Here is a 21903-nt window from a genome sequence, read left to right as displayed (position 1 = left end):
CAATGCCCCGCCAGCGCGCGGCGGCGCGATGTCCGCCCTCGCGGCACGCCATCGCGCGGCTCAGGCGCGCGCACCGCCGCGGCGCTTGAGCGCATAGCCCAGGCCCAGGAGCAGGAACCAGGCCGGGCTGGCCAGCAACGCCTGCCGGGTATCGGCCTGCAAGGTCAGCAACGCCAGCACGAAGGCGAAGAACGCCAGGCACACGTAGCACATGAGCACGCCGCCGGGCATCTTGAACGCCGAGGCCGCATGCAGCTGCGGGCGCTTGCGCCGGTAGGCGATGTACGCGCACAGGATCAGCGACCAGACGAACATGAACAACACCGCGGCCAGCGTGGTGACCAGGGTGAAGGCGGTGACCAGGTTCGGGATCAGGTACACCAGCAGCGTGCCGCCGAGCAGGCACGCGCAGGAGAACAGCAGGCCGCGCGCCGGCACCGCCGCGCGCGACAGCCGGGCGAAACCACGCGGCGCGTGCCGCTCCTCGGCCAGGCCGTAGAGCATGCGGCTGGTGGAGAAGATGCCGCTGTTGGCCGACGAGGTGGCCGAGGTCAGCACCACGAAATTGATCAGGCTGGCCGCGGCCGGCACCCCGGCCAGCACGAACAGCTCCACGAACGGGCTCTTGCCCGGCACCACCTCGCGCCACGGCGTCACCGCCATGATCGCCACCAGCGCCAGCACGTAGAACACCAGGATCCGCACCGGGATCGAATTGATCGCCCTGGGCAGGTTGCGCTGCGGGTCGGCGGTCTCGGCGGCGGTGGTGCCGACCAGTTCGATGCCGACGAAGGCGAACACCGCGATCTGGAAGCCGGCGAAGAAACCGCCGATGCCCATCGGGAACATGCCGCCGTCGTTCCATAGATTGGCCAGCGAGGCCACATGCCCGGACGGCGACTGGAAGCCCCAGGCCACCAGCCCGGCGCCGGTGAGGATCAATGCGCAGATGGCCACGATCTTGATCAGCGCGAACCAGAATTCCATTTCGCCGAACAGCTTCACCGTCACCAGGTTCAGGCTCAGCAGCAACAGCACGCACAGCATCGCCGGAATCCACGGCGCCAGGCCGGGGAACCAGAACTGCGCATAGGCGGCGATCGCGATCACGTCGGCGATGGCGGTGATGATCCAGCAGAACCAGTAGGTCCAGCCGCAGAAGAAGCCGGCCCAGGGGCCGAGCAGATCGGTGGAGAAGTCGATGAACGACTTGTACTCCAGGTTCGACAACAGCAGCTCGCCCATCGCGCGCATCACGAAGAACAGCATCGCGCCGATGATCAGGTACACGAACAGGATCGACGGCCCGGCCAGGCTGATGGTCTTGCCCGAGCCCATGAACAGGCCGGTGCCGATGGCGCCGCCGATCGCGATCAGTTGCAGGTGGCGGTTGCACAGGCTGCGCTTGAGATGGTCGGGCTGGGCGGACGGTTCGGACATGGGCGCGGCCATCGGCAGGGGTATAGCCGGACAACATAGAAGATGCGGCGCGCAGGCGCCAGAGCGCTGTGCCCGCTTTATGCGCGGAAACCGGCACAAACCGCGCCGCCGCCAGCGCCGGCACGCCGCAGGCGGCTCACACGATCTTGGTGCGCCGCCACCACTGCGTGACTTTTTCCTCGCGCACCAGCGTGAACAGGCCGGCACCCAGGATCAACGCGATGCCGACCAGCATCGGCCAGTCCAGGCGATCGTGGAACAGCCAGTAGCCGAAGCCGATCGCCCACAGCATCTGGCTGTACTGGGTCGGCGCCACCGCACTGACCGGCGCCAACCGCGACGCATACATCAGGAAGATCGCCGCCATCCCGGCGAGCAGGCCATAGCCGGCGAGCAGCACCCATTGCGGCCAGGTCGGCCATACGAAGGTCGGCAGCATCAGCAGCGCACCCATCAGCAACGGGCCGAGCACGCCGGCGCCGTACAGGGTCAGGCGCTTCTCGCCCGGCCCGGCCATGCGCAGGCTGATCACCGACACCGCCCCGACCAGGCCGCAGACGATGGCCGCGACATGGCCCTCGCTCAGGTGGCGGAAGCCGGGCCGCAACACGATCAGCACGCCGACGAAGCCGACGATCACCGCCAGCCAGCGCCGCCAGCGCACTTCCTCCTTGAGCAGCAGCACCGACAGCACGGTGACGAAGATCGGCATCAGGAAGATCAGCGCGAACGCCTCGGCCATCGGCAACAGGGTGAAGGCGGTAACCGCCGACAGATTGCCGACCGCCCCGGTGAACGCGCGCAGCAGCCAGATGCTGGGACGCTGCGCCACCACCACCTCGCGCCAGCGGTCGCCGCGCTTCTTCAGGAACGGCAGCGCGGCGAGCATCAGCAACGCGCCGAAGAACACCACCTCGTCGGCCGGCAGCGTGCCCTCCAGGCCTTTCACGAACGCATCGCTGATCGAATAGGCGGCATAGCAGGCGAAACCGAGCAGCACACCTTTGAGCATCGCGGGCCTCTAGCGATCGAATGGCGCCCTAACGCGGAACGCGCAGGGGGAATGAGTGCATTATGCGGGCGAAACGGCTACGTGCTTCCTGCCCGATCCCGCCTCTGGGTTCACAACAAATTCTTAAGCACTGGATTGCTATAAGCCCACACATTACCGAGGGTTACGCTCACGGTCGCGTCCAGGGAGCGGGATACTGCGTAACGTCAGGAAGACGTGCCTGCCCTCTGCCTCGTCGGCCTCCCCTCTGTAACTGCTTAAGCCCATTAGCTATGCGCGTCACGCGCATGCAGACTGAGAGACCCGTTCGAGATGACCTCACTGCCACGTTGCCTGCCCCTCCTCCTAGCTGTAAGCCTGGCCGGCTGCCAACCGTCCGCCAACGGGACCGGGCAAACCACGCCGACACCGACCAAAACCGCCGCCGCCGAAGGCGTGACGAGTCAGGCAGCGTCCGCCAATGCGACGACGACTCTCGCCGGAGAGGCCTCGCTGCAGCCCTTGCTCAAGCCGGACGACCATATCCTTGCCTTCAAGCAGCATGACCTGACCGGCGACGGCCAGGACGATGCGGTGGCCATCGTCCGCCATGCCACCGCTGACGCCTCGGGTAATACCTGCGAACTGCTGATCCTGCAACAAGCAAACAAGGCATGGAGCGTGTCCGATCGCAGTCCCCAAGCAGTCGACTGCCTTTACAACGACATGGCACGCAACTCAAAGCGCCTGGACGACAACCTGACGCTGAAATCCCAGGAAATCGTCTACATCAATCAACAGGCGCGCAGCAATGTCGCGTACACGCTGAAGTACGACATGGCCAAGAAGGCCTGGTACCTCGCCGAGGCGAGCAGCACCGCGCCAGCCGAGAATCCAAAGAGCGGCAAGATGGATGTGTCTCGTGGAATTGCGCGCTATCTGGCGGACATTGCCTGGACGCCCATCGCGCAGATCGATCCAGAACAACTGCAGAAGGCAATGGACAAGCACCGGGCGGTCATTCAATAACCCGATTCTATGGAGTAGAAAATGCCCCGTTTCAACGAGAGCTCAGCGCTGCTGCTGAAGACCGCGGTCGATTCCGGCATCACCTCGCCTACGGAACTGGCCAATCTGATGGGAACCGCCGCCGTCGAGACCGGCCACTTCCGCCGCATGCGCGAAAACATGGGCTACACCTCGACGGACAGCCTGATCGGCGCCGTCTCCTCGGCCGACGATCGTCTCACCCGCCAGCAACCGACGATCGTTTCACCCGCCAGCAAGTAGAGGAGGCGGTCGCCAGCCGCGACCCACAGCGCATCGCCACCGTGATGTACGAAACGCCGATCTCGGCAACACCGAACCTGGCGACGGTTGGCGCTTCCACGGCCGTGGCTATCTGCAGTACACAGGGCGCGACAACTACGAGCGCTACGGCGAACGTTTCAATGTCGACCTTGCCAACAACCCAGACCTTGCTGCCGAACCGCAGACCGCGGCCAATCTTGCAGTAGCCTACTGGCAGGACCGCGTGCCGCAGAACCTACGTGGCGACGCGCGTGCGGCTGGACGCATCATCAATGGCGGCGACAATGGCGCCGACGAGCGCGTGCAGGCAGCGGGCCAATGGGGGCAAACCATCACCCCCGAACTGGTCGCCGACATCCAGAACGGCAAGGTCTCCCTGCAACAGCTGGCTAGCATGGGCGGAGACGAGCGCAGCCAACAGACCCGAGCGCTGCAGGAACAGCTGGCCAAACTTGGTTACCGCGGCGCAGACGGCAAGCCGCTGAACCCGGATGGCGATTTCGGACGCAACACCCGCCATGCGCTGCAGGGCTTCCAGCGCGCGCACGGGCTAGACGACGACGCGGTGATCGGCCGCAAGACGCGAGAGGCGCTGGCCGAGGCCAAGCAGGCGCCGCTGGTCTCGGAAGCCACGCATGCCGACAATGCGTTCTTCACGGATCTGCGCGGACGCATGCCCGGCGCCACCGACGCCCAGGTCGCGCATACCCTGCAAGCGGCGAAGGCCGAAGGCATCAATGGCCCGCAGCAGATCCAGGCAATCACGGTGCAGGATGGCGTCGCCTTCGTCGCTGGCACCACGCCCGGCTTTCGTGCGCGAGTCGACCTGGAGCAGGCACCGACGTTGCAGGAGAGCACGCGCCAGGTCGATCAGCACAATCTGCAGCAGGATCCAGCACAGGGACGCGGCGGAATGGCGCCCTGACGACCCAGTGCCGCGGCTTTCACGGCCCCGCTTCGGCGGGGCCTTTAACGTTCATGCCGACATTCGCAAGAGAATAACCACCCTCCAGACATCACAGCTTCGGCTGCGCGCCACGGCCCGATCCAGGCACCGACCGGCATACGCCTTCTGGATACGTATTGCCTCACCAACAGCGATACCCGCTCCTGGCCGCGTCGGTTACGATGCGCCACACCCTCACCTTTTCGTCCAAACCGCTGGATCTGGCGGCCAGCGACGTACTGATCACGTGAACTCCTATTCCAATCCCCTGCTGACCCGCGCGCTCGCCGAGGCGCTGCTTGCCGCACGCGACGGCGGCGCCGCCGCCTGGTGTGGATCGCTGGACCTGCAGCGCAGCGAGGGCCAGGCGCTGCTCGCCGCGGACCGCTGGCAATGGCGCGGGCAGACGTATCCGTATCCACCCAAGCTCAAGGACCGCACGATCTACTGGTGGGACGGCGAGGAGTTCGCGCCGGTGGCGCGTTTCGGCGGCGCGCTGATCAAGCTGGTGCCGACCGAATGGGGCGCGCCGACCTTCGAGATCGACGGCATCAAGATGCTGCCCAGCGCGCAGCTGTCGCCGTTCGAGGACGCGCGGCGCAAGGTCGCGCTGATCGAACCGCGCGGCAAGCAGGTGCTCGACACCTGCGGCGGGCTGGGCTATTTCGCCGCCTGCGCGCTGGAGGCCGGCGTGGCGCAGCTGCACTCGTTCGAGAAGAACGCCGACGTGCTGTGGCTGCGCACGCTCAATCCGTGGTCGCCGGATCCGGCCGCCAGCGACGGCCGCCTGCAGCTGGCGCACGCCGACGTCGCCCAGGCCATCGTCGCCATCGCCAGCGATGCGGTGGATGCGCTGCTGCACGACCCGCCGCGCTTCGGCATCGCCGGCGAGCTGTATTCGCAGGTGTTCTACGACCAGCTGGCGCGGGTGCTGCGCCGCGGCGGGCGGCTGTTCCACTACACCGGCCGCCCGAACAAGCTGACCAGCGGCCGCGACGTGCCGCGCGAGGTGGCCAAGCGCCTGGAGAAGGCCGGTTTCCGCGCAGAACGGGCGCTGGACGGGGTACTGGCGACGCGCCGCTAGCCTGGCTGCTGGCGCTGCCGGGCCATTGGCCGCGACATGGCAACGATGGACCTGACAGCGTCGGGGCTGAAGCCCCTCCCACAGCGCATGCAACCGGCTCGCCACGTTGCCTTTGTAGGAGCAACTTCAGCCGCGACAGGCAGCCAGTCGCGACCGACGATCCTGAGGCGCTCCCACAGCATGCAAAACGCTGAAAGAAAGGCCCAACGGTCAATTCTCACACCGAGGCGACGATATGCTCGCGCAGCCAGCGATGCGCCGGATCGCGGTGCACGCGCTCGTGCCAGAGCATGGCCATCTCGTAGCCCGCCACCGCCACCGGCGGCGCGCAGACCCGCAAGCCCGGATGATGGCGCACCAGCCGTTCCGGCAGCATCGCCACCAGATCGGTGCGCAGCAGCGCGTCGATGACGAACAGGAAATGCGGGACAGACAGCACCACCCTGCGCTGCAGTCCGCGCTCGCGCAGGGCCTGATCGGTGACGCCGCTGAAACCGCCGCCGTCCGGCGACACGATCACGTGCTCGAGCTTGCAGAACTGCGCCAGCGTCGGCCGCCGCTGCAAGCGCGGATGCCCGGCGCGGCCGGCCAGCACGTAGCGTTCGGCGAACAGGGTGCGTTGGCGCAGGTTCGGCGGCGCACCGTCGCGGGTGTGCAGGGCCAGGTCGATCTCGCCCTGCTCGGCCTGGCGCGCGATCTGCGGCGGCGCCATTTCCAGCACCGCCAGCCGCGTGCCCGGCGCCGCGCTGCGCAGCGCCGCCAGCGCCGGCAGCAGGATGGTCGATTCGCCGTAGTCGCTCGCGGCCACGCGCCAGCGGTTGCCGGCCTGCGCGGGATCGAACGGCGCATCCGCCGCCACCGCGCGCTGCAGCGCCTCCAGCGCCTGCCGCAGCGGCGCGCGCAAGGCCTCGGCACGCGCGGTCGGGCGCATGCCGCGCGGCCCGGGCAGCAGCAGCGGATCGTCCAGCGCTTCGCGCAGCTTGGCCAGGTGCACGCTGACCGAGGGTTGCGACAGATGCAGGCGCTCGGCGGCGCGGGTCACGTTGTGCTCGGCGAGCAGCGCGTCCAGGGTCAGCAGCAGGTTCAGGTCCAGGCGTCCGAAATTAAGCATGGCAATAGCTGGAATTACCGTAATTCATTTCAACTATAGCGAGCCACGGCCTACCTTGCCCGTCTGCCCATCGCCGAGCTCGCCCCATGAACGTCCTGCTGGTCCATGCCCATCCCGAACCGACGTCGCTCAACGGCGCACTCAAGGACTTCGCCGTGCAGCGCCTGCAGGGCGCCGGGCACCACGTGCAGGTGTCGGACCTGTACGCGATGCAGTGGAAGCCGGCGCTCGATGCGCAGGACAGCCTGGACGGCACCGCCGGCGATCGTTTCGATCCCTCTGCGGACTCCAAACGCGCCTTCGCCAACGGCCGCCAGAGCGCGGACATCGCCGCCGAGCAGGACAAACTGCGCTGGGCCGACGCGGTGCTGCTGCAGTTCCCGCTGTGGTGGTTCTCGCTGCCGGCGATCCTGAAAGGCTGGGTGGACCGCGTCTATGCCTACGGCTTCGCCTATGGCGTCGGCGAACATTCCGATGCGCGCTGGGGCGACCGCTACGGCGAGGGCAGCATGGCCGGCAAGCGCGCGATGCTGATCGTCAGCACCGGCGGCTGGGAGTCGCACTACGCGCCGCGCGGCATCAACGGCCCGATCGACGACGTGCTGTTCCCGATCCAGCACGGCATCCTGCACTACCCCGGCTTCGACGTGCTGCCGCCGTTCGTGGTCTATCGCAGCGACCGCATGGATGCGGAGCGATTCGCGCAGACCCGCGCGGCGCTCGGCCAGCGCCTGGACACTTTGTGGAGCGCCACGCCGATCGCGTTCCGCAAGCAGAACGGCGGCGACTACGCGATCCCGGCGTTGACCCTGCAAGCGGACATCGCACCGGGCCGGAGCGGGTTCGCTGCGCATGTGCACGCACCCGGCGAGGACGCGATGCCGCGCTAGCCGCACCCCATCCCGAAGCGCCTGTAGGATCGCGCTTGCGACGCAGATGTCGCGCTTGCCATCGGATCCATGCAGCACGCGACCCGCTCAACCCACGTCCGCCGCCTCGCGCTGTGCGCCACCGTGCTGCTGGGCGCCTGTGCCACGCAGGCGCCGCGCGCGCCGGAACGCACGCCGACCGAGATCAAGGCCGACATCGCGCGGCGCATCCCGGCGGCCATCCCCGACCGCAGCGGCTGGGCCAACGACGTCTATGGCGCCCTGTCCTCGCAGGACATGGCCACCAGCGCCGACAATATCTGCGCGGTGCTGGCGGTGATCGAGCAGGAGTCCACCTACCAGGCCAACCCGCCGGTGCCCGGCCTGGGCAAGATGTCGCGCGCCGAACTCGGCCGCCGCGCAGCGGCGCTGCATGTGCCCGCGTTCATGCTCGACGCGGCGCTGGCATTGAATTCGCCGAATGGCCGCAGCTATGGCGAGCGCATCGCCAGCGCGCGCACCGAGCAGGAACTGAGCGGCATCTTCGAGGACTTCGCCGGCAGCGTGCCGCTGGGCCAGCGCCTGTTCGGCGACCTCAACCCGGTGCACACCGGCGGGCCGATGCAGGTGAGCATCGCCTTCGCCGAAGCGCACACCGATGGTTATCCGTATCCGCTGCAGGACACGGTGCGCCACGAGGTGTTCGGCCGCCGCGGCGGCGTGTGGTTCGGCACCCGGCACCTGCTCGGCTACCCGAGCGACTACGACGCGCTGCTGTACCGCTTCGCCGACTTCAACGCCGGTTGGTACGCCAGCCGCAACGCGGCGTTCCAGGCCGCACTGGCGCAGGCCAGCGGCACCGCCCTGGCATTGGACGGCGATCTGCTGATCCCCGGCAGCGACATCGACCAACCCGGCGCCAGCGAGCGCGCCGCGCGCAGCCTGGGTACGCGCCTGGCGCTGGACGACCAGGAGATCCGCCGCGCCCTGCAACGCGGCGACGCGCCGGACTTCGGCGACACCGCGCTGTACCGCCAGGTCTTCGCGCTGGCCGAGCGCAGCGCCGGCAAGCCGCTGCCGCGCGCGATCCTGCCCGGCATCACCCTGCAAAGCCCGAAGATCACCCGCAGCCTCACCACCGCCTGGTTCGCGCAACGCGTCGCCGAGCGCTGGCGCCGCTGCATGGGCAAGTGACGGCAGCAGACAGGTCCAACGGGCGGCGCGCTACTTCGGCTTGTCCAGCACCAAGCACACCCACGCGATGGCCACCGCCAGCAGCAGCAACAGAACGCTGAAGAAGCCGTCCGATGCCATCCAGAACCAGTAGCGTCTGGGATCGGCATCCAGCAGGTACACCTGTGCATTCCAGAGCCGCAACGGGCGATCACGCGCACAGCTGCAGCTGTGCCGGCGCTGCGTTGCCGCCATACTTGCCGCGCATCGCTTGTGCAGAACGCGCTGCCGGCCCGGACTGCCGCCATTGCACCCATCAAGGATGATCGCGCCGGCTCGCCCCGGCCTGCCGCATGCGTCGATTTCCTTGTCCTGTCGCTCCCGTGCCGGTCGCCCGGCCGGCACCTCGTTGGCACCAAGGAAATCCTCTTGAAGAATCTCGTCACCCTCATCCTGCTCGCACTGTGCGCGACCGTGCTGTCCGCCTGCGATCCCACCACCGGCAACAAGACCATGTCGCCGGACGATTACCTGACCCACAACGTCTCGATCTGGAACGGCATCGCCTCGGTGACCGAGCCGTGGGTCGGCGGCGCGCGCGGCGAACAGCTGCTGACCGATGCGGCCGAACTGAAGTCGATGCGGCCCCACCGCAACGCGCTGAACAATCCGCGCACGCAGATCGCCAGCGACGGCAAGGGCTACGAAGGCTTCGGCATTCCCGACGATGCGCAGGACATGGACGCCAAGCTGAAGGCCTACCAGAAGAGCACCGACACGGTGCTGGCGACGCTGCAGGACATCACCGCGCTGGCCGACGGCTACACCGAGGCGCAGGTGCAGCCGCTGCTGGAGCGGCTGAACACCGAATCGGAGACCCTCGACAACGCCGCTGCGGCGCTGGACGCCGCGCAGAATGCCTACGCCAAGCAGCACCGCATCAAGCTGGTGACCCGCGGCTGAGCGGCGGCGGCAATGAGCAAGACAAAGCGGCCTGCGGGCCGCTTTTTTGTTGTGCGCCGTGGCAGCAGCACCCGGCTGCAGCTAGGGCCAAGCGGTGGCGCCGCCCCGCCTATCGCCGCACGCGCTGCCGCGCCGAGCAGGCCGATGCGGCGGAACCGCGTGCAGTGCGCTTGCTCGATCGCAACCGCGCTCAGCGGTGATCGTCCAGCACCGCCACCTCCTCGGGCGCGAGCTGGACCACGTCGCTGGCCGCGCCAGTGCCCAGCAGCGGGCGCATCGGCGCAGGCAGGCGCACTTGCTGCGGGCCGGCGCCGTGGTTGATCAGCACCAGCACGCGGCGGCGGCCGTCGCTGCGCACGCCGACCTCCACGTCCTCCGGCACGTCCGCCAGCGGCGCGCGCACCTGCGCATCGCGCAGCCAGGCGCCGGTGAGGCGATCGAGCGTGGCATCGTCGAGCCAGGCGCCGACATAGCTGATGCGGCCCTTGCCGACCCGCCGGGTCAGCAGCGCCGGCTCGCCGTCCAGCCAGCCGTTGGCCTGGCCGTAGCGCAGCGGCACCTCGGTCTGCGCCGCGCGCGCCTGCAGCTGCTCGGCCCAAATCTTCGCGGTGCCCTCGCCGGCCCCACCGGCGACCGGGATCGGCTTGTCCAGCGCATAGAACTGCTGCACGCGGCCGCCCAGCAGCTCGCCCAGCGGGCCGGGCTGACGCTGCGGCTGCAGGCCGTTGTCGGCGTTCTTCATCGCGCTGCGCGGGCCCAGCACCAGATGCCCGCCGCCCTCGACATAGGCCTGCAGCCGCTGCGCCTGCGCAGCGCTGAGCACATTGAGCGACGGCGCCACCACCAGCTTGTAGCCGTCCAGCGGTGCCAGCGCCGAGACCACATCGACCACCTGCGCCTGCTGCCGCAGCGGGCGGTAGAACGACGTCATCTGCGCGACCGGATCGAACTCGGCCGCGTGCTTCTGGAAACCGAGCGCCCAGCGGCTGTCGAAGTCGTTGATCAGCGCCACCTCGGCGTGCGGCGTGGTCCCCGCCAGCGCCGCACCGGCCTTGGCGAACTCCGCACCGACCTGCTGAATCTCAGCATACACCGGCACCGGCTCGCCATCGGCGCCGAGCAGGGTGCCGTGGTACTCCTCCTGCCCGTTCGGCGCCGCGCGCCACTGCCAGTACACGACCGCATCGGCGCCATGCGCCACCGCCTGCCAGGCCATCGCCCGCACCTGGCCCTTGCGCAGCGCCAGGTTGGTCGCGCGCCAGTTGACGAAGCCCGGCTGGGTCTCCATCACCCAGTAGTTGCGCTGCTTGTAGCCGCGGGTGAGATCGTGGCGCGCCGCATTGTCCACCCAGTCGTAGCGCTCGCCGGCGACGTAGTCGTCCCAGGCGGCGATGTCGAGCACGTCGTGCACCTTGTAGGCGTCGAAGCCGGCGAACCAGCCCATGGTGTTGGTGGTGATGAACTGGCGCGGATCGGCGTGCGGGCGGATCGCGGCGATCTGGTTGCGCGAGTAATCCGTCCAGGTGTCGCTGACGAAGCGCTTCCACTCCAGCAGCAGGGCCGGGTTCTCCTCGTCCTCGCGCACCGGGATCTGCGCGAAATCGTTGTAGGTCTGGCTCCAGTACGCGCTCGCCCAGCGCTGGTTCAGCGCCTCGATGTTGCCGTACTTGCGCTGCAGCCAGGCATGGAACTGCGCCTTGGCTTGCGGATCGAACGATGCCTGCGCGTATTCGTTGTCCAGCTGCCAGCCGACCACGTGCGGATTGCGCCCATAGCGCTGCGCCATCTGTTCGGCGATGGCATGGGCGAAACGGCGGTAACGCGCGCTGGCGAAGGAGAACTGCTGGCGGTTGCCGTGCTCGTCGCGCACCCCGTCCTGGCTGATGCGCAGCGTGTCCGGATAGGCCTGGGTCAACCATGCCGGCGGTGCGGCGGTCGGCGTGCCGAGCACCACCGCGATGCGGTGGCGCGCCGCCGCGGCGATGGCGCGGTCCATCCAGGCGAAGTCGTACTGGCCCTCGCGCGGCTCCATGCGGCTCCATGCGAACTCGCCGATCCGCACCACGCGCACGTGCGCCGCCTCCATCAGCGCCAGGTCGTGCTCCCATTGCGGCTCCGGCCACTGTTCCGGATACCAGGCCACGCCCAGCAGCAACGGCGCGGCATCGGCATAGCGCGTGGCCTGCGCACGCGCAGCGGGCACGGTCGCCGCCAGAGCGCACAATGTGCCGAACAACAATGCAGCCGCGCGCTGCGGGAACCAGGAAGGCGATGGCATAGGCGGACTCGTCGATAGCGGGAACAGCGGCGGACAAACGCAAACCGTCGCCAGCGGTCATTGTGCGCGCTGGCAAGGCGCGCGCACTTGCGCAACTTGCCGAGATTGGATGCGCAACTGCGCACAAACCGGGCAACCGCACCGGTGCCCGGCGCGGGCTGCTCGATGCAGCGCCGCCGCCTGTGCCAGGCTGGCGCTGAGCGCATCGCGCGCTGCGTGCCATGCATGGCGCCAGTGGCCGCGTGTCGGCGAGCAGCGCGCCCGCATTGCCCAGATGCATGTCGTTGTTGCCGATCAGCGCACCGAACCAGCCATACACGCCGAGCCGCCGCGCATCGTCGTGGTCGAGCCAGCCATCGCGCTGCAATTGCCTGGAGAACCGCCACCAGTCGATGCGTCCATGCCCGTAGGAGGCCGCATCCAATGCGGCCAGCGAGACGAAGCCGCGCCGTCCCAGATCCGGCGTGCGATCGAAGCGGGTGGATAGCAGGAACACGCGGCCACCGGCTTCGACGATTTCGCTGTCGGCGGCGGCCAGGCCGTGCGCGCGCAGCACCTGCCCGGCGAGTTGTTCGCAGCGCAGCAGATCCGCCCAGCGTTGTGCGGCAGGCGTGCCGGCGCGCTCGCTGAACTTGACGATGACGGAGCGGAAGCGGCCATCCTGTTGCAGCGTCGCGGCGAACGTGGGCTGCTCCCCGCCCGCAGAGGAACCGACGTCTTCGCCGCGCAGGGCGGCTTCGGCAAGGTGCGGATACGCCTGCAGGCGCTGCACCTGCGCGATCGTGCCGGCGGGCTGCAGCATCCCCTGCAGCGCGCGTTCGCCCAGGACCAGGTCGCCGGGCTGGTCGTCTCCGTGCCGCAACAATCCCAGCACGATGTCGTCGGACTGCCAGCGCAGCAGGTCGGGCGCTGCGCCGATGTCCTCGGCCGCGCGGCGCGCGAAGGCGCGCCCGAGGAAACCTTGCGGCCGCTGGTCGTCGAGGAACCAGGGCAGGCCCGGGAACACACCGCTGGCGCATTCGCCATGCAGCAAGGCAGGACATGCGACCCGAGGCGCGAACAGGTAGCCGTCGCCGCGCAAAGCATGCAACTCGCCGAGCGACTCGGCCTGGCCCTGCACGCTGATGCGGAACAGCGGCCAGCGATTTCCGGCACGCCCGACCTGGCGGCTGAGCGCGTAGCGCGTGGCGCGGGCCTTGCCGATCCGCACCACGCTGTCGCCCGCGGACAGCAACAGGCGCGACGCCGTCGGCTGGCCGCCTCGTGGGAGATGAGGGCGCGCCAACGGGCGGAAATCGCGGGCGCAATGGCCCTATAACGCCCGCTCGGCGGCCCACCCATGGGGGCCGGCCGAGCGGGGACGCCCAGATCCCTAAGTCCAGTTGTCGCCATCCAGACTGCTGTCGTCCGAAAAATCCTGGTCGGCGTCCTGCGGCGGTGCGTCGTTGTAATAGTTGTTGGTGACGTTCTCCACCACCGCGCCCTGCTGCGACCCGCCGCCCAGGAATCCGCCGTGGTGGCCGCCGAGCAGGCTCTCCACGCCCTCGAACAGGAACATGCCGCCGGCCACGCCCGCGGCCGTGGTCGCCGCGGTACCGAGAAAACCCGGACCGCGCGCGGCCGGTGCCGCGACCGGCGCCTGCTCCGGCAGGCTGGCGCCGCCGCCGAACAGGCGCTCGCGCCAACCCGGCGCGGGCTGCGGCGCGGGCGCCGGCGGCAACGGCGGCGGTCCCGCATTGAAGCCCTGGCCCAGGAAACTGGCGGCCGGCGGCGGCGGCGCGGCCTGCTGCAATTGCGCGATCTGCGCCTGGGCGCTCTCCAGCGCATGTTCGAGCAGCAATGCCCGCTGCACCAGCAGATAGGCCGCATCGGGCTGACCGGCCAGGCGCTCGCGGATCAGCGCATCCGCCTGCGGATCTTTCGCCACGCCGCCGACACTGCGCAGGCGGGCCAGGAAATCTTCGAGTAGCTGTTGTTCTTGCGGGGTCATACCAGTACCTGGAGGAGGTGACCGGCCCAATGCCGGCAGGCACAGCATGGGCGCGGACCGGCCGCCGCCAAAGGACACCCGCGCGGCCTGGTGCGGCGACATTCATCAAAACAACTGGATCGGCCCCTGCAGCGGGCGCCATCGCTGGCGGCATCCCTCTCCATCGCCGCATGCCGACGCTGGATTCCGGTGGCGTGGATGCGGGCGGCGCGACCCGCGCGGTGTTCGGCAATCCGCAGGCCGGGCCGTTCTTCAATGGTGTGCGACTCCGGGTGGCCTCGGGCCATCGGTCGCGACCGGCGTCGCCGGCAGGGGCCTGTCGCGACCGATGGCCCAAGATCGAACGGCGCCGCTGCTGCAGGTCGCACGCCGGGACTCAGTCCATGGCCTGCAACCGCATGCATACGCCGACGCCTATTCCTGCCCCGCTTCGTCCGCCGCGCCATCACCGCGCGGCTGCCGCACCGCCCACATATTGTCGATCAGGTTCGGATACGGACGCCCATTCTCTTCCGCACGCTGCTGTGCCGCGGCCTTTTGCGCAGGCGACAACGGCTGCGCGCGCTGGCCGCGCGGCGTGGGTTTCTTCCAGGGTGGAGTCTTGGAGGCGCGCATGGCATGGCCGCAGGCAACAGAGGTGTGCATCGTGCCGCAATGCGCTGCGCCGGAAAGTGAAAGACGCGCGCGGTCGATGCGCCCAGGTCTTTCCCGATTGCCGGACCCTATTCCGACTCGATTCCCGCCAATGCGAACACCCAGCCCGGCACCGCCGGCTCGCCGGCATGGACGTCCTTGGGCTTGTGCTCGGCCATGGCCCAGCGGTGCAGCCAGCTGATGCCGCCGCGGCCGGTATAGCCCTCGGCGTGCCGGTAGGCCGGATCGCGCAGCGCCTCGTCCAGGGTGACGAACGCATAGCCGCGGCGGCGCGTGGCGGCGATCAGCTCCGGGAACGCGACGGCATTCAACTCGTTGGCATGCATCAACCACACCTGCGCGATGCGGCGGCCGAACAGCCGCTGCGACTGCGCCTCGAAGTAGTCCAGCTTGTTGAGCATGTACGGCACATAGCCCTTGCGCAGCCGCAGCAGCGTGGCCTCGCGCGCCGCGCCTGCCGGCTCGGTCTCCAGCACCCGCGCATAGGCGAAGGCCCACACCCACTCGCCGTTGTCCACGGTGACCGGCGCGATACGGTAGCCGCGCGCGGCGACGAAGGCGAGCACCGCCTCGCGCTCGACATCGCTGCGCCCGGTAGCCAGGTAAGGATGGCGGAACCAGCGCAATGGCTGCCCGTACTCGGCCAGCAGCGGCCGCACGCTGCGCTCGCCGCGCACGATGGCGTCTTCGTAGGCCGGCAATCCCACCTCGTGCAGGTTCACATGGCCGTAGGTGTGGTTGCCCAGTTCGTAGCCCGCGTCCAGCCAGTCGCGCAGCATCGCCACGCGTTGCGGCTGCAGCTGGCCGTCCTGTTCGAGCTTGTCCTCGTTGACGAAGCCGACGATGGGCACGTTCGCCTGCCGCAACGCCGCCATCAGCTGTGCATGGAACGCCGGCAACTGCGCGGCCGGGGTCTTGCCCATGCGTTGCCATGGCAGATCGTCGATGGTCACGGCGATGCGGCGATCGGCCTGCTGCGCCTGCGCGGCAGCGAAGACGGCCAGCAGGGCCAGCAGGGCCAGCAACACGAAGCGGCGATAGCGGTTCATCGGCCTTGCCAGGTCATGGAGCGGGCAAGTCTAGCGGGTGCGACCGCTTGCATGCCCGCACCGCGATGCACAGCAACGCCGATTCGCTGGCGCAGCCCAACCGATGGGATGACGACACGCTCATTCGCGTACCGCAGAGAGGGCGCGGCCGATCTTGAAGGTCCGACGCAGAAAGGCGGCTCCGTCATCCAGCGCCTGTCTAGCGATTGAAGATACGGATACCGCCTCGATAAAGCTGTGCGGTGCCCCCGGATAAAGTTTTACCTCAACGCCAACGCCAGACGCGAGCAGCTTTCCGGCCATTGCCAGATTCTGCTCGGCGAGGACGTCACATTCGCCGACGCCGATGAAAAAGGGCGGCAGCCCCCCCACGTCAGCCAGCAGGCCATGCGCGTAGGGATCGTTGCGGTCGGCTGATCGAGAGATGTACTGATTCCAGAACGTGTCGATCTCGGCGGCGCTCAGCATGTCCGTGTCGGTGCCGTAGCGGCGGCGCGAGTGCGGCGAGCAATCCGGCGAATAGCCCGCGTAGTAGTTCAGGGCCGCGGCGATGCGGCCTCCCTCGCCATCATCACGCAACTTGAGGAGCGCGCCGGTGGTTAGATTGCCGCCAGCGGAATCTCCCCCAAGCGCCAGCCGGCTTGCGTCAAGTCCATGCTTTGCAGCGTTTGCCTGCAGCCAGCGAACAACATCAACCACCTGTTCCAGCGCGACCGGATAGCGCGCCTCTGGCGACAACGCATAGTCGATACCGACCACGGCCACACCGGCGCGTGCAGCCAGTTCTCGCATCACGCGGTCATGCGTGTCCAGGCTGAACATGGCCCAGCCGCCACCATGCAGGAAACCGAGCGTCGGCTTCGAGGCACCCGGCGCAGGATCATGGATTCGCAGGCGGACCGGTCCGTGGCGGGTATCGGCAAAGATCTCCTCGGTGCGCGCGATTATGGGACCGCCTTCGCACCACGGCCGGCGCACCTGCTCCACGATCTCGCGCCGGGCTGGCCAGTCCAGCGTCCGGCCGGCGGTGATGCGTCGGCCCTCGGCGATCACGCTGTCGATGAAGTGGGCGATCTCCGGGTCGAGGGGCTTAGCACGGGGCTCGATGGCGACGGTGGCATCGGCGCCACGGCCGCCATCGAAGCGGCGCATCCAGGCAGCCAGATCGTGCTGCCGCGTGTTCCAGAGTCCGCGCAAGATGTCGTCGAACACGTCGTCGCGCTCGTCCTGGCCCATCTTGAACGTAGTGCGGACGCTACGGATCTTCGCGTGGAAACCGACGACCCCCTGGCTTAGCTGGCGATACCGTTCCCCGAGCTCCTCGATTCGCCATGCACCAGGACGCTCGCGCTCCACGTCTTCGACCAGGCTATGCAGCAATCTGCTGGCGTCTTCGGAGGTGTCGCGCAGTTCGACGTCCACTTCGAACACGGCGGTGGCGTAGTTCCAGGTCGGCGCGCGGGTGCGGTCTCTGAACCAGGACGGCGAGACATATCCGTGGGGACCGACCAGGAGCACGGTGGCGCGCGGCTCTTCGGCGAAGGCGCGCCATTGCGGATTGCTGCGGGCGAAGTGCCCCAGCAGGCGAAGGGGATGGCCGTCGGCGTCGCATTCCAGCTGCACGGGCAACGGGGTGGCCGAGAGCACGCCGGCTGCACCGGAAACGATCCACGCGAGCTGTTGCGCGGCGACGAGGTCGGCGATGTCATGCGGGGAGAGCGGCTGGAACAAGGCAGGATTGGACATGGTCTTAGCGTGCGGGGAAGGGGCGGGGTTCAGGGGATGGCCGAGGCCACGGAATGGGATGGCCAGTGCGCGGCCCAAGGCACCGCCGCCTCCAATTCGTAGGCCAGTGCAAGAAGGGTATCTTCCTGTCCGCGATCGGCCGCGAACATGCTGCCGATGGGCAGGCCGGCAGAATCGAAGGACAACGGCAGCGAGATCGCCGGCGTGCCTGCCATGTTGTGCAACGGGGTGTAATCGATCCACGCGAACATCGCGTCCATCAGCGTTTCCATCGCGACATCGGGCGCGAAAGTTCCCAGTGGCGGTGGCGGCGCGCTCACCACCGGCGTCAAGACCACGTCGTAGCTGTCGAAGAACCTGGCCAGCTGGCGCGGCAATCGCGCAATCTGCTGGTACGCCGACTCCAACATCTGCGGCGGCAGGCGCCTGGCGCGATCGGACAGGCTCAGCGTCCACGGCTCCACCGCATCTTCAAGGCGACGCCCGCCGATCATTGCGGTCGCTGCATCGACCGCATCGGCAGCGAGGTGCGACCATAGGTCCTCGAATGCAGTCAGCGTCGCATGACCGTCGAGCGGCCAGTCGACGCGTTCTACGCGATGGCCCAGCCGCGTGCACAGGTCGGCGGTGCGCGTGCTGGCATCACGCACGTCGGAGTGTGGCGCCGCGCCACGCAGGCCGTGCTCGATCATCGCGATCCGCAGGCGCCTCGGCGAAGGCCCGTGCACCGTCGCGCGCCCCGGGTGCAGATGGGTCGCGGCGAATGCCCATGCGGTATCGCGAACGCTCCGCGAGTGCAGGCAGTCGGCCACCAGCAGATCCTCGACCAAGTGCCGGCCGCGCACCCTCACCGTGCTGTCGCGGCCGGGCTTCAGGCCCACCACGCCGCAGCACGAGGAGGGCACGCGGATCGAGCCGCCGCCGTCGCTGCCGTGGGCGAACGGGACGAGGCCGGCGGCGACCGCGGCAGCGGCACCGCCGCTGGATCCCCCCGGCGAATGCGCCAACGACCAGGGATTGCGTGTCAACGGACCCTGCAGCGGTTCGGTGGAGGCGAGCAGCCCGAATTCGGGCATCGACGATTTGCCGATCGCCACCAGGCCCTGCGCGACCAGTCGCGCGACGTAGGGATAGGCGCGTTCCACCAGCACGCCGCTGCGGCTGCGCGAGCCCGACCGCGTCGGCATGCCCGGGTAATCCAATGAATCCTTCGGCAGCCAGGGCACGCCCGCCATCGGGCTAGGTGACGCGGCGCCGCCCCTTGCGCCATCCAGCACGGCAGCCTCGCGCCGCGCAAGCGCGAACGCGCGGTGGCTCAACGCCTGCAACTGCGGGTCCAGCACCTCGATGCGTAGGATCGCCGCTTCCGCCAGGCCTGTCGCATCGAGGCTGCCCGAACGTACCAGGGCCGCCTGGTCGTGGGCGTCGAGACGACCGATCGCGAAGGCATCTGCGCGCGTGAGTTTGTTGCGGAACATGCAGTGGGTTCCGTAGGTGGGAGGGCAGCAGCGAGGGAAGATGGGTCAGGCGCTGCGTCGCAATGCGCGGGCGCGGCCATAGAATCGATAGAGCAACGCGCCGATCACGGCATAGAAGCCCAGGATCGCGACCGGGAGCAGTTCGCCTTTACGGGCCTGCTGCGCGATGTCCAGCGCCACCGGAAGCGTCATCGCGAAACTCATCATGATCGCCGCGACCGGGACTACCCCGAACCAGATGCCCCTTATGCGGATACCACCCAGCGGGACCCTGAAACGGCCCAGTCGCTCGGGTTGCGTGCTGCGCATGTGGATCAGGCTGATGGCCATGATCGCAAACATGAAGGCCACGCCGAACGAGATCAGGTCCGCCATCACCGAGATGGGCAACAGCGCTGCGTTGATCGCAGCGAGCGCGGCCAACAGCAGGTTGGCGATCCACGGGCTGTTGCGGGTGGGGTGCAGTCGGCTGAACACGTCGGGCAGCAGGCCGTCGCGGGACATCGCGTAGCAGACACGCGAATGCCCGAAGGCATTGGCCAGCAGCACCGATGCCAGCCCGGCGAGAGCACCGACCTTGATCACCACCGCGAACTGCGGCCAGCCGATGCGGTCGGCGGCCAGCGCGATGGGATCGGGGACATCGAGTTCCCGGAACGGCACAAGCCCTGTCAACACGACTGCCGCCAACACGTACAAGGTGGCGCAGATCGCCAGCGAACCGAGGATCCCGATCGGCACGTCGCGCTGCGGGTTGCGGGCTTCAGCCGCCGCTGTGGAAACGGTCTCGAAGCCGAGGAAGGCGAAGAACAGCAGCGCGGCTGCGCGCGCCACGCCCTCCCACCCGTAGGTGAAGCCGCCCTCGTTGGGTGGCACGAACGGCGACCAGTTGGCGGGATCGACAGCAGTCGCGCCGATGACGATGAAACTGACCAGCACGAGGACTTTCACGAGCACCAGAGCGGTGTTGGCCAGCGAGGAGCGGGAGGTGCCCAGTGCGACGACTGCGCCCGCGGCCAGCACCGCACCCGCAGCGACGAGGTTGGCGTGGCCACTGACGGTCGGCGACTTGCCTTCGCTGCCTGACAGCAGCTGGATCGCAGGCGTCGAGATCGCGTCCGGGAGGAGCAGTCCCAGGTCTGCCAACAGGCTGGCGAGGTAGCCGGAAAAACCGACCGCCAGCAGCGATGCGGCCACGCTGAACTCCAGGAACAGCAACCAACCCAATGCCCAGGCCGGACCGGTGCCCAGCGTGACCTTGCAGTAGCTGTACGCCGAACCCGATTCGGGCACGCTGGAAGCCAATTCGGCATAGCACAGGCCAACCAGCAGACAGGCGACGCCCGCGATCACGAAGGAAAGGGTCACCGCTGGCCCGGCATACAGGGACGCAGCGGTGCCGATCAGTACATAGACCCCGGCGCCCAGAATCTGGGCCACGCCCAAGATCAGCAGCGCACCCCATCCCAGCCGAAGCTGCAGTCCGGAATTCCCGTCTGGTTGCGCAGGCGTCGTCATCTGGAACCTCTCCATGTGGCCCCCCCTTTCGTGGCAACAGTGCCGACGCCAGCAGGCTTTTGCAGGAGCGGAGGGGACGTTGTTGATCGATCATGTCGCTTTCATGCTGTGCGCGACGCAGATTCGATGCTTCGCCATCCCGCCCCCCGACTTTGCCGAACAGGCCCGTCTGCGCCGCCGCGCAGCTCTGGGCGGGGTCTGGGGATCGTCGCGGCTCAGCGGATATCGAACGCGAAGCGCAGCACGTCGGTCACCGACCGCGCGGGCACGCTGACATGTACTTCTTCCGGATAACGGCGCAGGCGAACGCGCAGGCCGTGCCCCGAGAGCAGGTCCAGGCGGTCAACGAGCGCGCGCGCCGGCTCCGGATCGTCATCGGTGTCACGATCGCCGACGACCACCATCAGCCGGCTGGTCTTGCCGATCTTGCCGCTGGCCAAGCGGGCGGTGAACGCGCGCTCGTCCTCGAGCATGCCCTGCTCGTTCCACTCCATGGAGGGGCTGGCAGCCACGATCGAGTGGAAGGCCTCCGGCCGTTCGTAGAGCGCATAGAGCGCAAACAGGCCGCCCAGCGAGTGGCCGAACAGCGAATGGCGGTCGGGATCGGTCCGGTAGCGGCGACTGATCTCGGCGCGCAGTTTGCCGGTCATGAAATCGAGGAACTGCTTGCGTGCGCCGCTCTTGTACTTGGCCAGCTCGCGCCATTGCCGTGGCGGCGGATCCAGCAGCGGCGCGGTGTAGTCGTTCAAGCGGCGCACGTCATAGGCGTCATCGGTGGGATAACCGACCCCGACGATGATCGATTTGCCGATCGGCAGGTATTCCTGGACCCACCGTGCCTGCGCGAACGAGCCAAAGTACGCGTTGCCGTCGAGCACGTACAGCACCGGGTACCCGTCCTCGGGCGCTTCGCCTTCGCTGGGGAGGGACACGAAGATGCGATACACCTCGCCGTTGGCGGCGGCCAGGTCCCAGACCTGCGTCGACGGCAGGGTGTACCCCTGCGTGGTGGCCGACGCCGCGGCGGGTGGTGGCGCCTGAAGGGCCCATGCTCGCGTGGCGGGTATGGAAAAGGCCATCATGGTCGCGGCGATCCAGGCAAGTTTCCTGCACACTTCAGCCATTGCGCGCTCCTTTTCGTCGATCCAAAGAACATCATTCACGCTGGAAGCCTACGCGAAGGCAAGGCGAAACGAGCCTTGGTGTCGTCCTGCCCTGGCCGCACTGCACCTCGTCGCCTCCCGTTGATCGTCGAATCCCTACTGCAATGCAGGAGGCGGGGAGGGCGCTGATTCGGCCTGG

General features: G+C 68.2%; 19 protein-coding genes and 1 pseudogene. 7 read left to right on the top strand and 13 right to left on the bottom strand.

What is annotated here, in order from left to right; translation table 11 throughout:
• Positions 1–60: 60 nt before the first annotated feature.
• Both cycA and FZ025_RS11255 read right to left on the bottom strand, forming a co-directional pair.
• Positions 61–1440, bottom strand: coding sequence for a D-serine/D-alanine/glycine transporter (gene cycA / locus FZ025_RS11260; protein WP_104558442.1), 1380 nt, complete (start codon positions 1438–1440; stop codon positions 61–63).
• 136 nt (positions 1441–1576) lie between these two features.
• A complete protein-coding gene (locus FZ025_RS11255) occupies positions 1577–2452 on the bottom strand; it encodes a DMT family transporter (RefSeq protein WP_104558443.1) in 876 nt (291 codons plus the stop codon).
• Between the two features lie 312 nt (positions 2453–2764).
• On the opposite strand from FZ025_RS11255, the gene FZ025_RS11250 reads away from it, so the two are divergent.
• From FZ025_RS11250 to FZ025_RS11230, 4 genes are all read left to right on the top strand, one after another.
• On the top strand, positions 2765–3460 hold the full coding sequence (locus FZ025_RS11250) for a PDZ domain-containing protein (protein WP_244292355.1): 696 nt from the start codon (positions 2765–2767) through the stop codon (positions 3458–3460).
• Between the two features lie 21 nt (positions 3461–3481).
• The gene (locus FZ025_RS11245; RefSeq protein ID WP_046977579.1) at positions 3482–3721 is read left to right on the top strand and encodes a hypothetical protein; all 240 of its coding nucleotides are present in this window, start codon (positions 3482–3484) and stop codon (positions 3719–3721) included.
• Positions 3672–4667 (top strand): peptidoglycan-binding protein, encoded by a 996-nt coding sequence (locus FZ025_RS11235; protein WP_282957066.1) that lies wholly within the window; start codon positions 3672–3674, stop codon positions 4665–4667. Before FZ025_RS11245 ends, FZ025_RS11235 begins: the two co-directional genes overlap by 50 nt.
• A gap of 268 nt (positions 4668–4935) precedes the next feature.
• Positions 4936–5772 carry a class I SAM-dependent methyltransferase gene (locus FZ025_RS11230; RefSeq protein ID WP_046977580.1) on the top strand — a complete coding sequence of 279 codons (837 nt, stop codon included), beginning with the start codon at positions 4936–4938 and terminating at the stop codon, positions 5770–5772.
• A gap of 217 nt (positions 5773–5989) precedes the next feature.
• Here the strand turns inward: FZ025_RS11230 and FZ025_RS11225 are convergent, their stop codons facing one another.
• On the bottom strand, positions 5990–6883 hold the full coding sequence (locus FZ025_RS11225) for a LysR family transcriptional regulator (RefSeq protein WP_046977581.1): 894 nt from the start codon (positions 6881–6883) through the stop codon (positions 5990–5992).
• Positions 6884–6969: 86 nt separating this feature from the next.
• Here FZ025_RS11225 and FZ025_RS11220 point away from each other — a divergent pair, with 86 nt between their 5' ends.
• Both FZ025_RS11220 and FZ025_RS11215 read left to right on the top strand, forming a co-directional pair.
• Positions 6970–7773, top strand: coding sequence for an NAD(P)H-dependent oxidoreductase (locus FZ025_RS11220; RefSeq protein ID WP_046977582.1), 804 nt, complete (start codon positions 6970–6972; stop codon positions 7771–7773).
• 69 nt (positions 7774–7842) lie between these two features.
• The gene (locus FZ025_RS11215; protein WP_046977583.1) at positions 7843–8946 is read left to right on the top strand and encodes a DUF1615 domain-containing protein; all 1104 of its coding nucleotides are present in this window, start codon (positions 7843–7845) and stop codon (positions 8944–8946) included.
• Positions 8947–8976: 30 nt separating this feature from the next.
• Here FZ025_RS11215 and FZ025_RS22715 read toward each other — a convergent pair whose 3' ends face one another.
• Positions 8977–9108 (bottom strand): hypothetical protein, encoded by a 132-nt coding sequence (locus FZ025_RS22715; RefSeq protein WP_280117169.1) that lies wholly within the window; start codon positions 9106–9108, stop codon positions 8977–8979.
• Between the two features lie 246 nt (positions 9109–9354).
• Between FZ025_RS22715 and FZ025_RS11210 the strand changes: the two genes are divergently transcribed.
• Positions 9355–9888 (top strand): hypothetical protein, encoded by a 534-nt coding sequence (locus tag FZ025_RS11210; protein ID WP_046977584.1) that lies wholly within the window; start codon positions 9355–9357, stop codon positions 9886–9888.
• A gap of 190 nt (positions 9889–10078) precedes the next feature.
• Here FZ025_RS11210 and FZ025_RS11205 read toward each other — a convergent pair whose 3' ends face one another.
• The 9 genes and pseudogenes from FZ025_RS11205 to FZ025_RS11165 all read right to left on the bottom strand — a co-directional run bounded on the left by FZ025_RS11205 (position 10079) and on the right by FZ025_RS11165 (position 21764).
• The gene (locus FZ025_RS11205) at positions 10079–12166 is read right to left on the bottom strand and encodes a beta-galactosidase (RefSeq protein WP_046977585.1); all 2088 of its coding nucleotides are present in this window, start codon (positions 12164–12166) and stop codon (positions 10079–10081) included.
• Between the two features lie 286 nt (positions 12167–12452).
• Positions 12453–12968: pseudogene (locus FZ025_RS22905) on the bottom strand (HipA domain-containing protein); the annotation flags it as partial.
• Positions 12969–13538: 570 nt separating this feature from the next.
• A complete protein-coding gene (locus FZ025_RS11195; protein ID WP_046977587.1) occupies positions 13539–14156 on the bottom strand; it encodes a DUF2076 family protein in 618 nt (205 codons plus the stop codon).
• Between the two features lie 414 nt (positions 14157–14570).
• A complete protein-coding gene (locus FZ025_RS11190) occupies positions 14571–14771 on the bottom strand; it encodes a hypothetical protein (RefSeq protein WP_046977588.1) in 201 nt (66 codons plus the stop codon).
• Between the two features lie 107 nt (positions 14772–14878).
• A complete protein-coding gene (locus FZ025_RS11185) occupies positions 14879–15859 on the bottom strand; it encodes a polysaccharide deacetylase family protein (protein WP_046977589.1) in 981 nt (326 codons plus the stop codon).
• Between the two features lie 120 nt (positions 15860–15979).
• Entirely contained in the window at positions 15980–17605 is a 1626-nt protein-coding gene (locus FZ025_RS11180) for an alpha/beta hydrolase fold domain-containing protein (RefSeq protein WP_053057120.1), read from the bottom strand.
• A 29-nt stretch (positions 17606–17634) separates the two neighbouring features.
• A complete protein-coding gene (locus FZ025_RS11175) occupies positions 17635–19083 on the bottom strand; it encodes an amidase family protein (RefSeq protein WP_046977590.1) in 1449 nt (482 codons plus the stop codon).
• 45 nt (positions 19084–19128) lie between these two features.
• Positions 19129–20601, bottom strand: coding sequence for an APC family permease (locus FZ025_RS11170; RefSeq protein WP_053057121.1), 1473 nt, complete (start codon positions 20599–20601; stop codon positions 19129–19131).
• A gap of 215 nt (positions 20602–20816) precedes the next feature.
• Positions 20817–21764 (bottom strand): alpha/beta hydrolase, encoded by a 948-nt coding sequence (locus tag FZ025_RS11165; RefSeq protein WP_146093536.1) that lies wholly within the window; start codon positions 21762–21764, stop codon positions 20817–20819.
• Between the last annotated feature and the right edge of the window lie 139 nt (positions 21765–21903).

It is taken from the genome of Xanthomonas hyacinthi (genome assembly GCF_009769165.1).
In the GTDB taxonomy this organism is placed as follows: Bacteria; Pseudomonadota; Gammaproteobacteria; order Xanthomonadales; family Xanthomonadaceae; genus Xanthomonas_A; species Xanthomonas_A hyacinthi.
The sequence above is the reverse complement of the archived record's forward strand: the minus strand, read 5'-3'. Positions and strand labels throughout refer to the sequence as shown.

Bases quoted from the DNA above. Each gene is read 5' to 3' on its own strand.
- FZ025_RS11175 (WP_046977590.1), bottom strand. From the start codon at position 19,083: ATGTTCCGCAACAAACTCACGCGCGCAGATGCCTTCGCGATCGGTCGT.
- FZ025_RS11250 (WP_244292355.1), top strand. From the start codon at position 2,765: ATGACCTCACTGCCACGTTGCCTGCCCCTCCTCCTAGCTGTAAGCCTG.
- FZ025_RS11205 (WP_046977585.1), bottom strand. From the start codon at position 12,166: ATGCCATCGCCTTCCTGGTTCCCGCAGCGCGCGGCTGCATTGTTGTTC.
- cycA (WP_104558442.1), bottom strand. From the start codon at position 1,440: ATGTCCGAACCGTCCGCCCAGCCCGACCATCTCAAGCGCAGCCTGTGC.
- FZ025_RS11185 (WP_046977589.1), bottom strand. From the start codon at position 15,859: ATGAACCGCTATCGCCGCTTCGTGTTGCTGGCCCTGCTGGCCCTGCTG.
- FZ025_RS11215 (WP_046977583.1), top strand. From the start codon at position 7,843: ATGCAGCACGCGACCCGCTCAACCCACGTCCGCCGCCTCGCGCTGTGC.
- FZ025_RS11255 (WP_104558443.1), bottom strand. From the start codon at position 2,452: ATGCTCAAAGGTGTGCTGCTCGGTTTCGCCTGCTATGCCGCCTATTCG.
- FZ025_RS11245 (WP_046977579.1), top strand. From the start codon at position 3,482: ATGCCCCGTTTCAACGAGAGCTCAGCGCTGCTGCTGAAGACCGCGGTC.
- FZ025_RS11195 (WP_046977587.1), bottom strand. From the start codon at position 14,156: ATGACCCCGCAAGAACAACAGCTACTCGAAGATTTCCTGGCCCGCCTG.
- FZ025_RS11220 (WP_046977582.1), top strand. From the start codon at position 6,970: ATGAACGTCCTGCTGGTCCATGCCCATCCCGAACCGACGTCGCTCAAC.
- FZ025_RS11170 (WP_053057121.1), bottom strand. From the start codon at position 20,601: ATGACGACGCCTGCGCAACCAGACGGGAATTCCGGACTGCAGCTTCGG.
- FZ025_RS11180 (WP_053057120.1), bottom strand. From the start codon at position 17,605: ATGTCCAATCCTGCCTTGTTCCAGCCGCTCTCCCCGCATGACATCGCC.
- FZ025_RS11225 (WP_046977581.1), bottom strand. From the start codon at position 6,883: ATGCTTAATTTCGGACGCCTGGACCTGAACCTGCTGCTGACCCTGGAC.
- FZ025_RS11190 (WP_046977588.1), bottom strand. From the start codon at position 14,771: ATGCGCGCCTCCAAGACTCCACCCTGGAAGAAACCCACGCCGCGCGGC.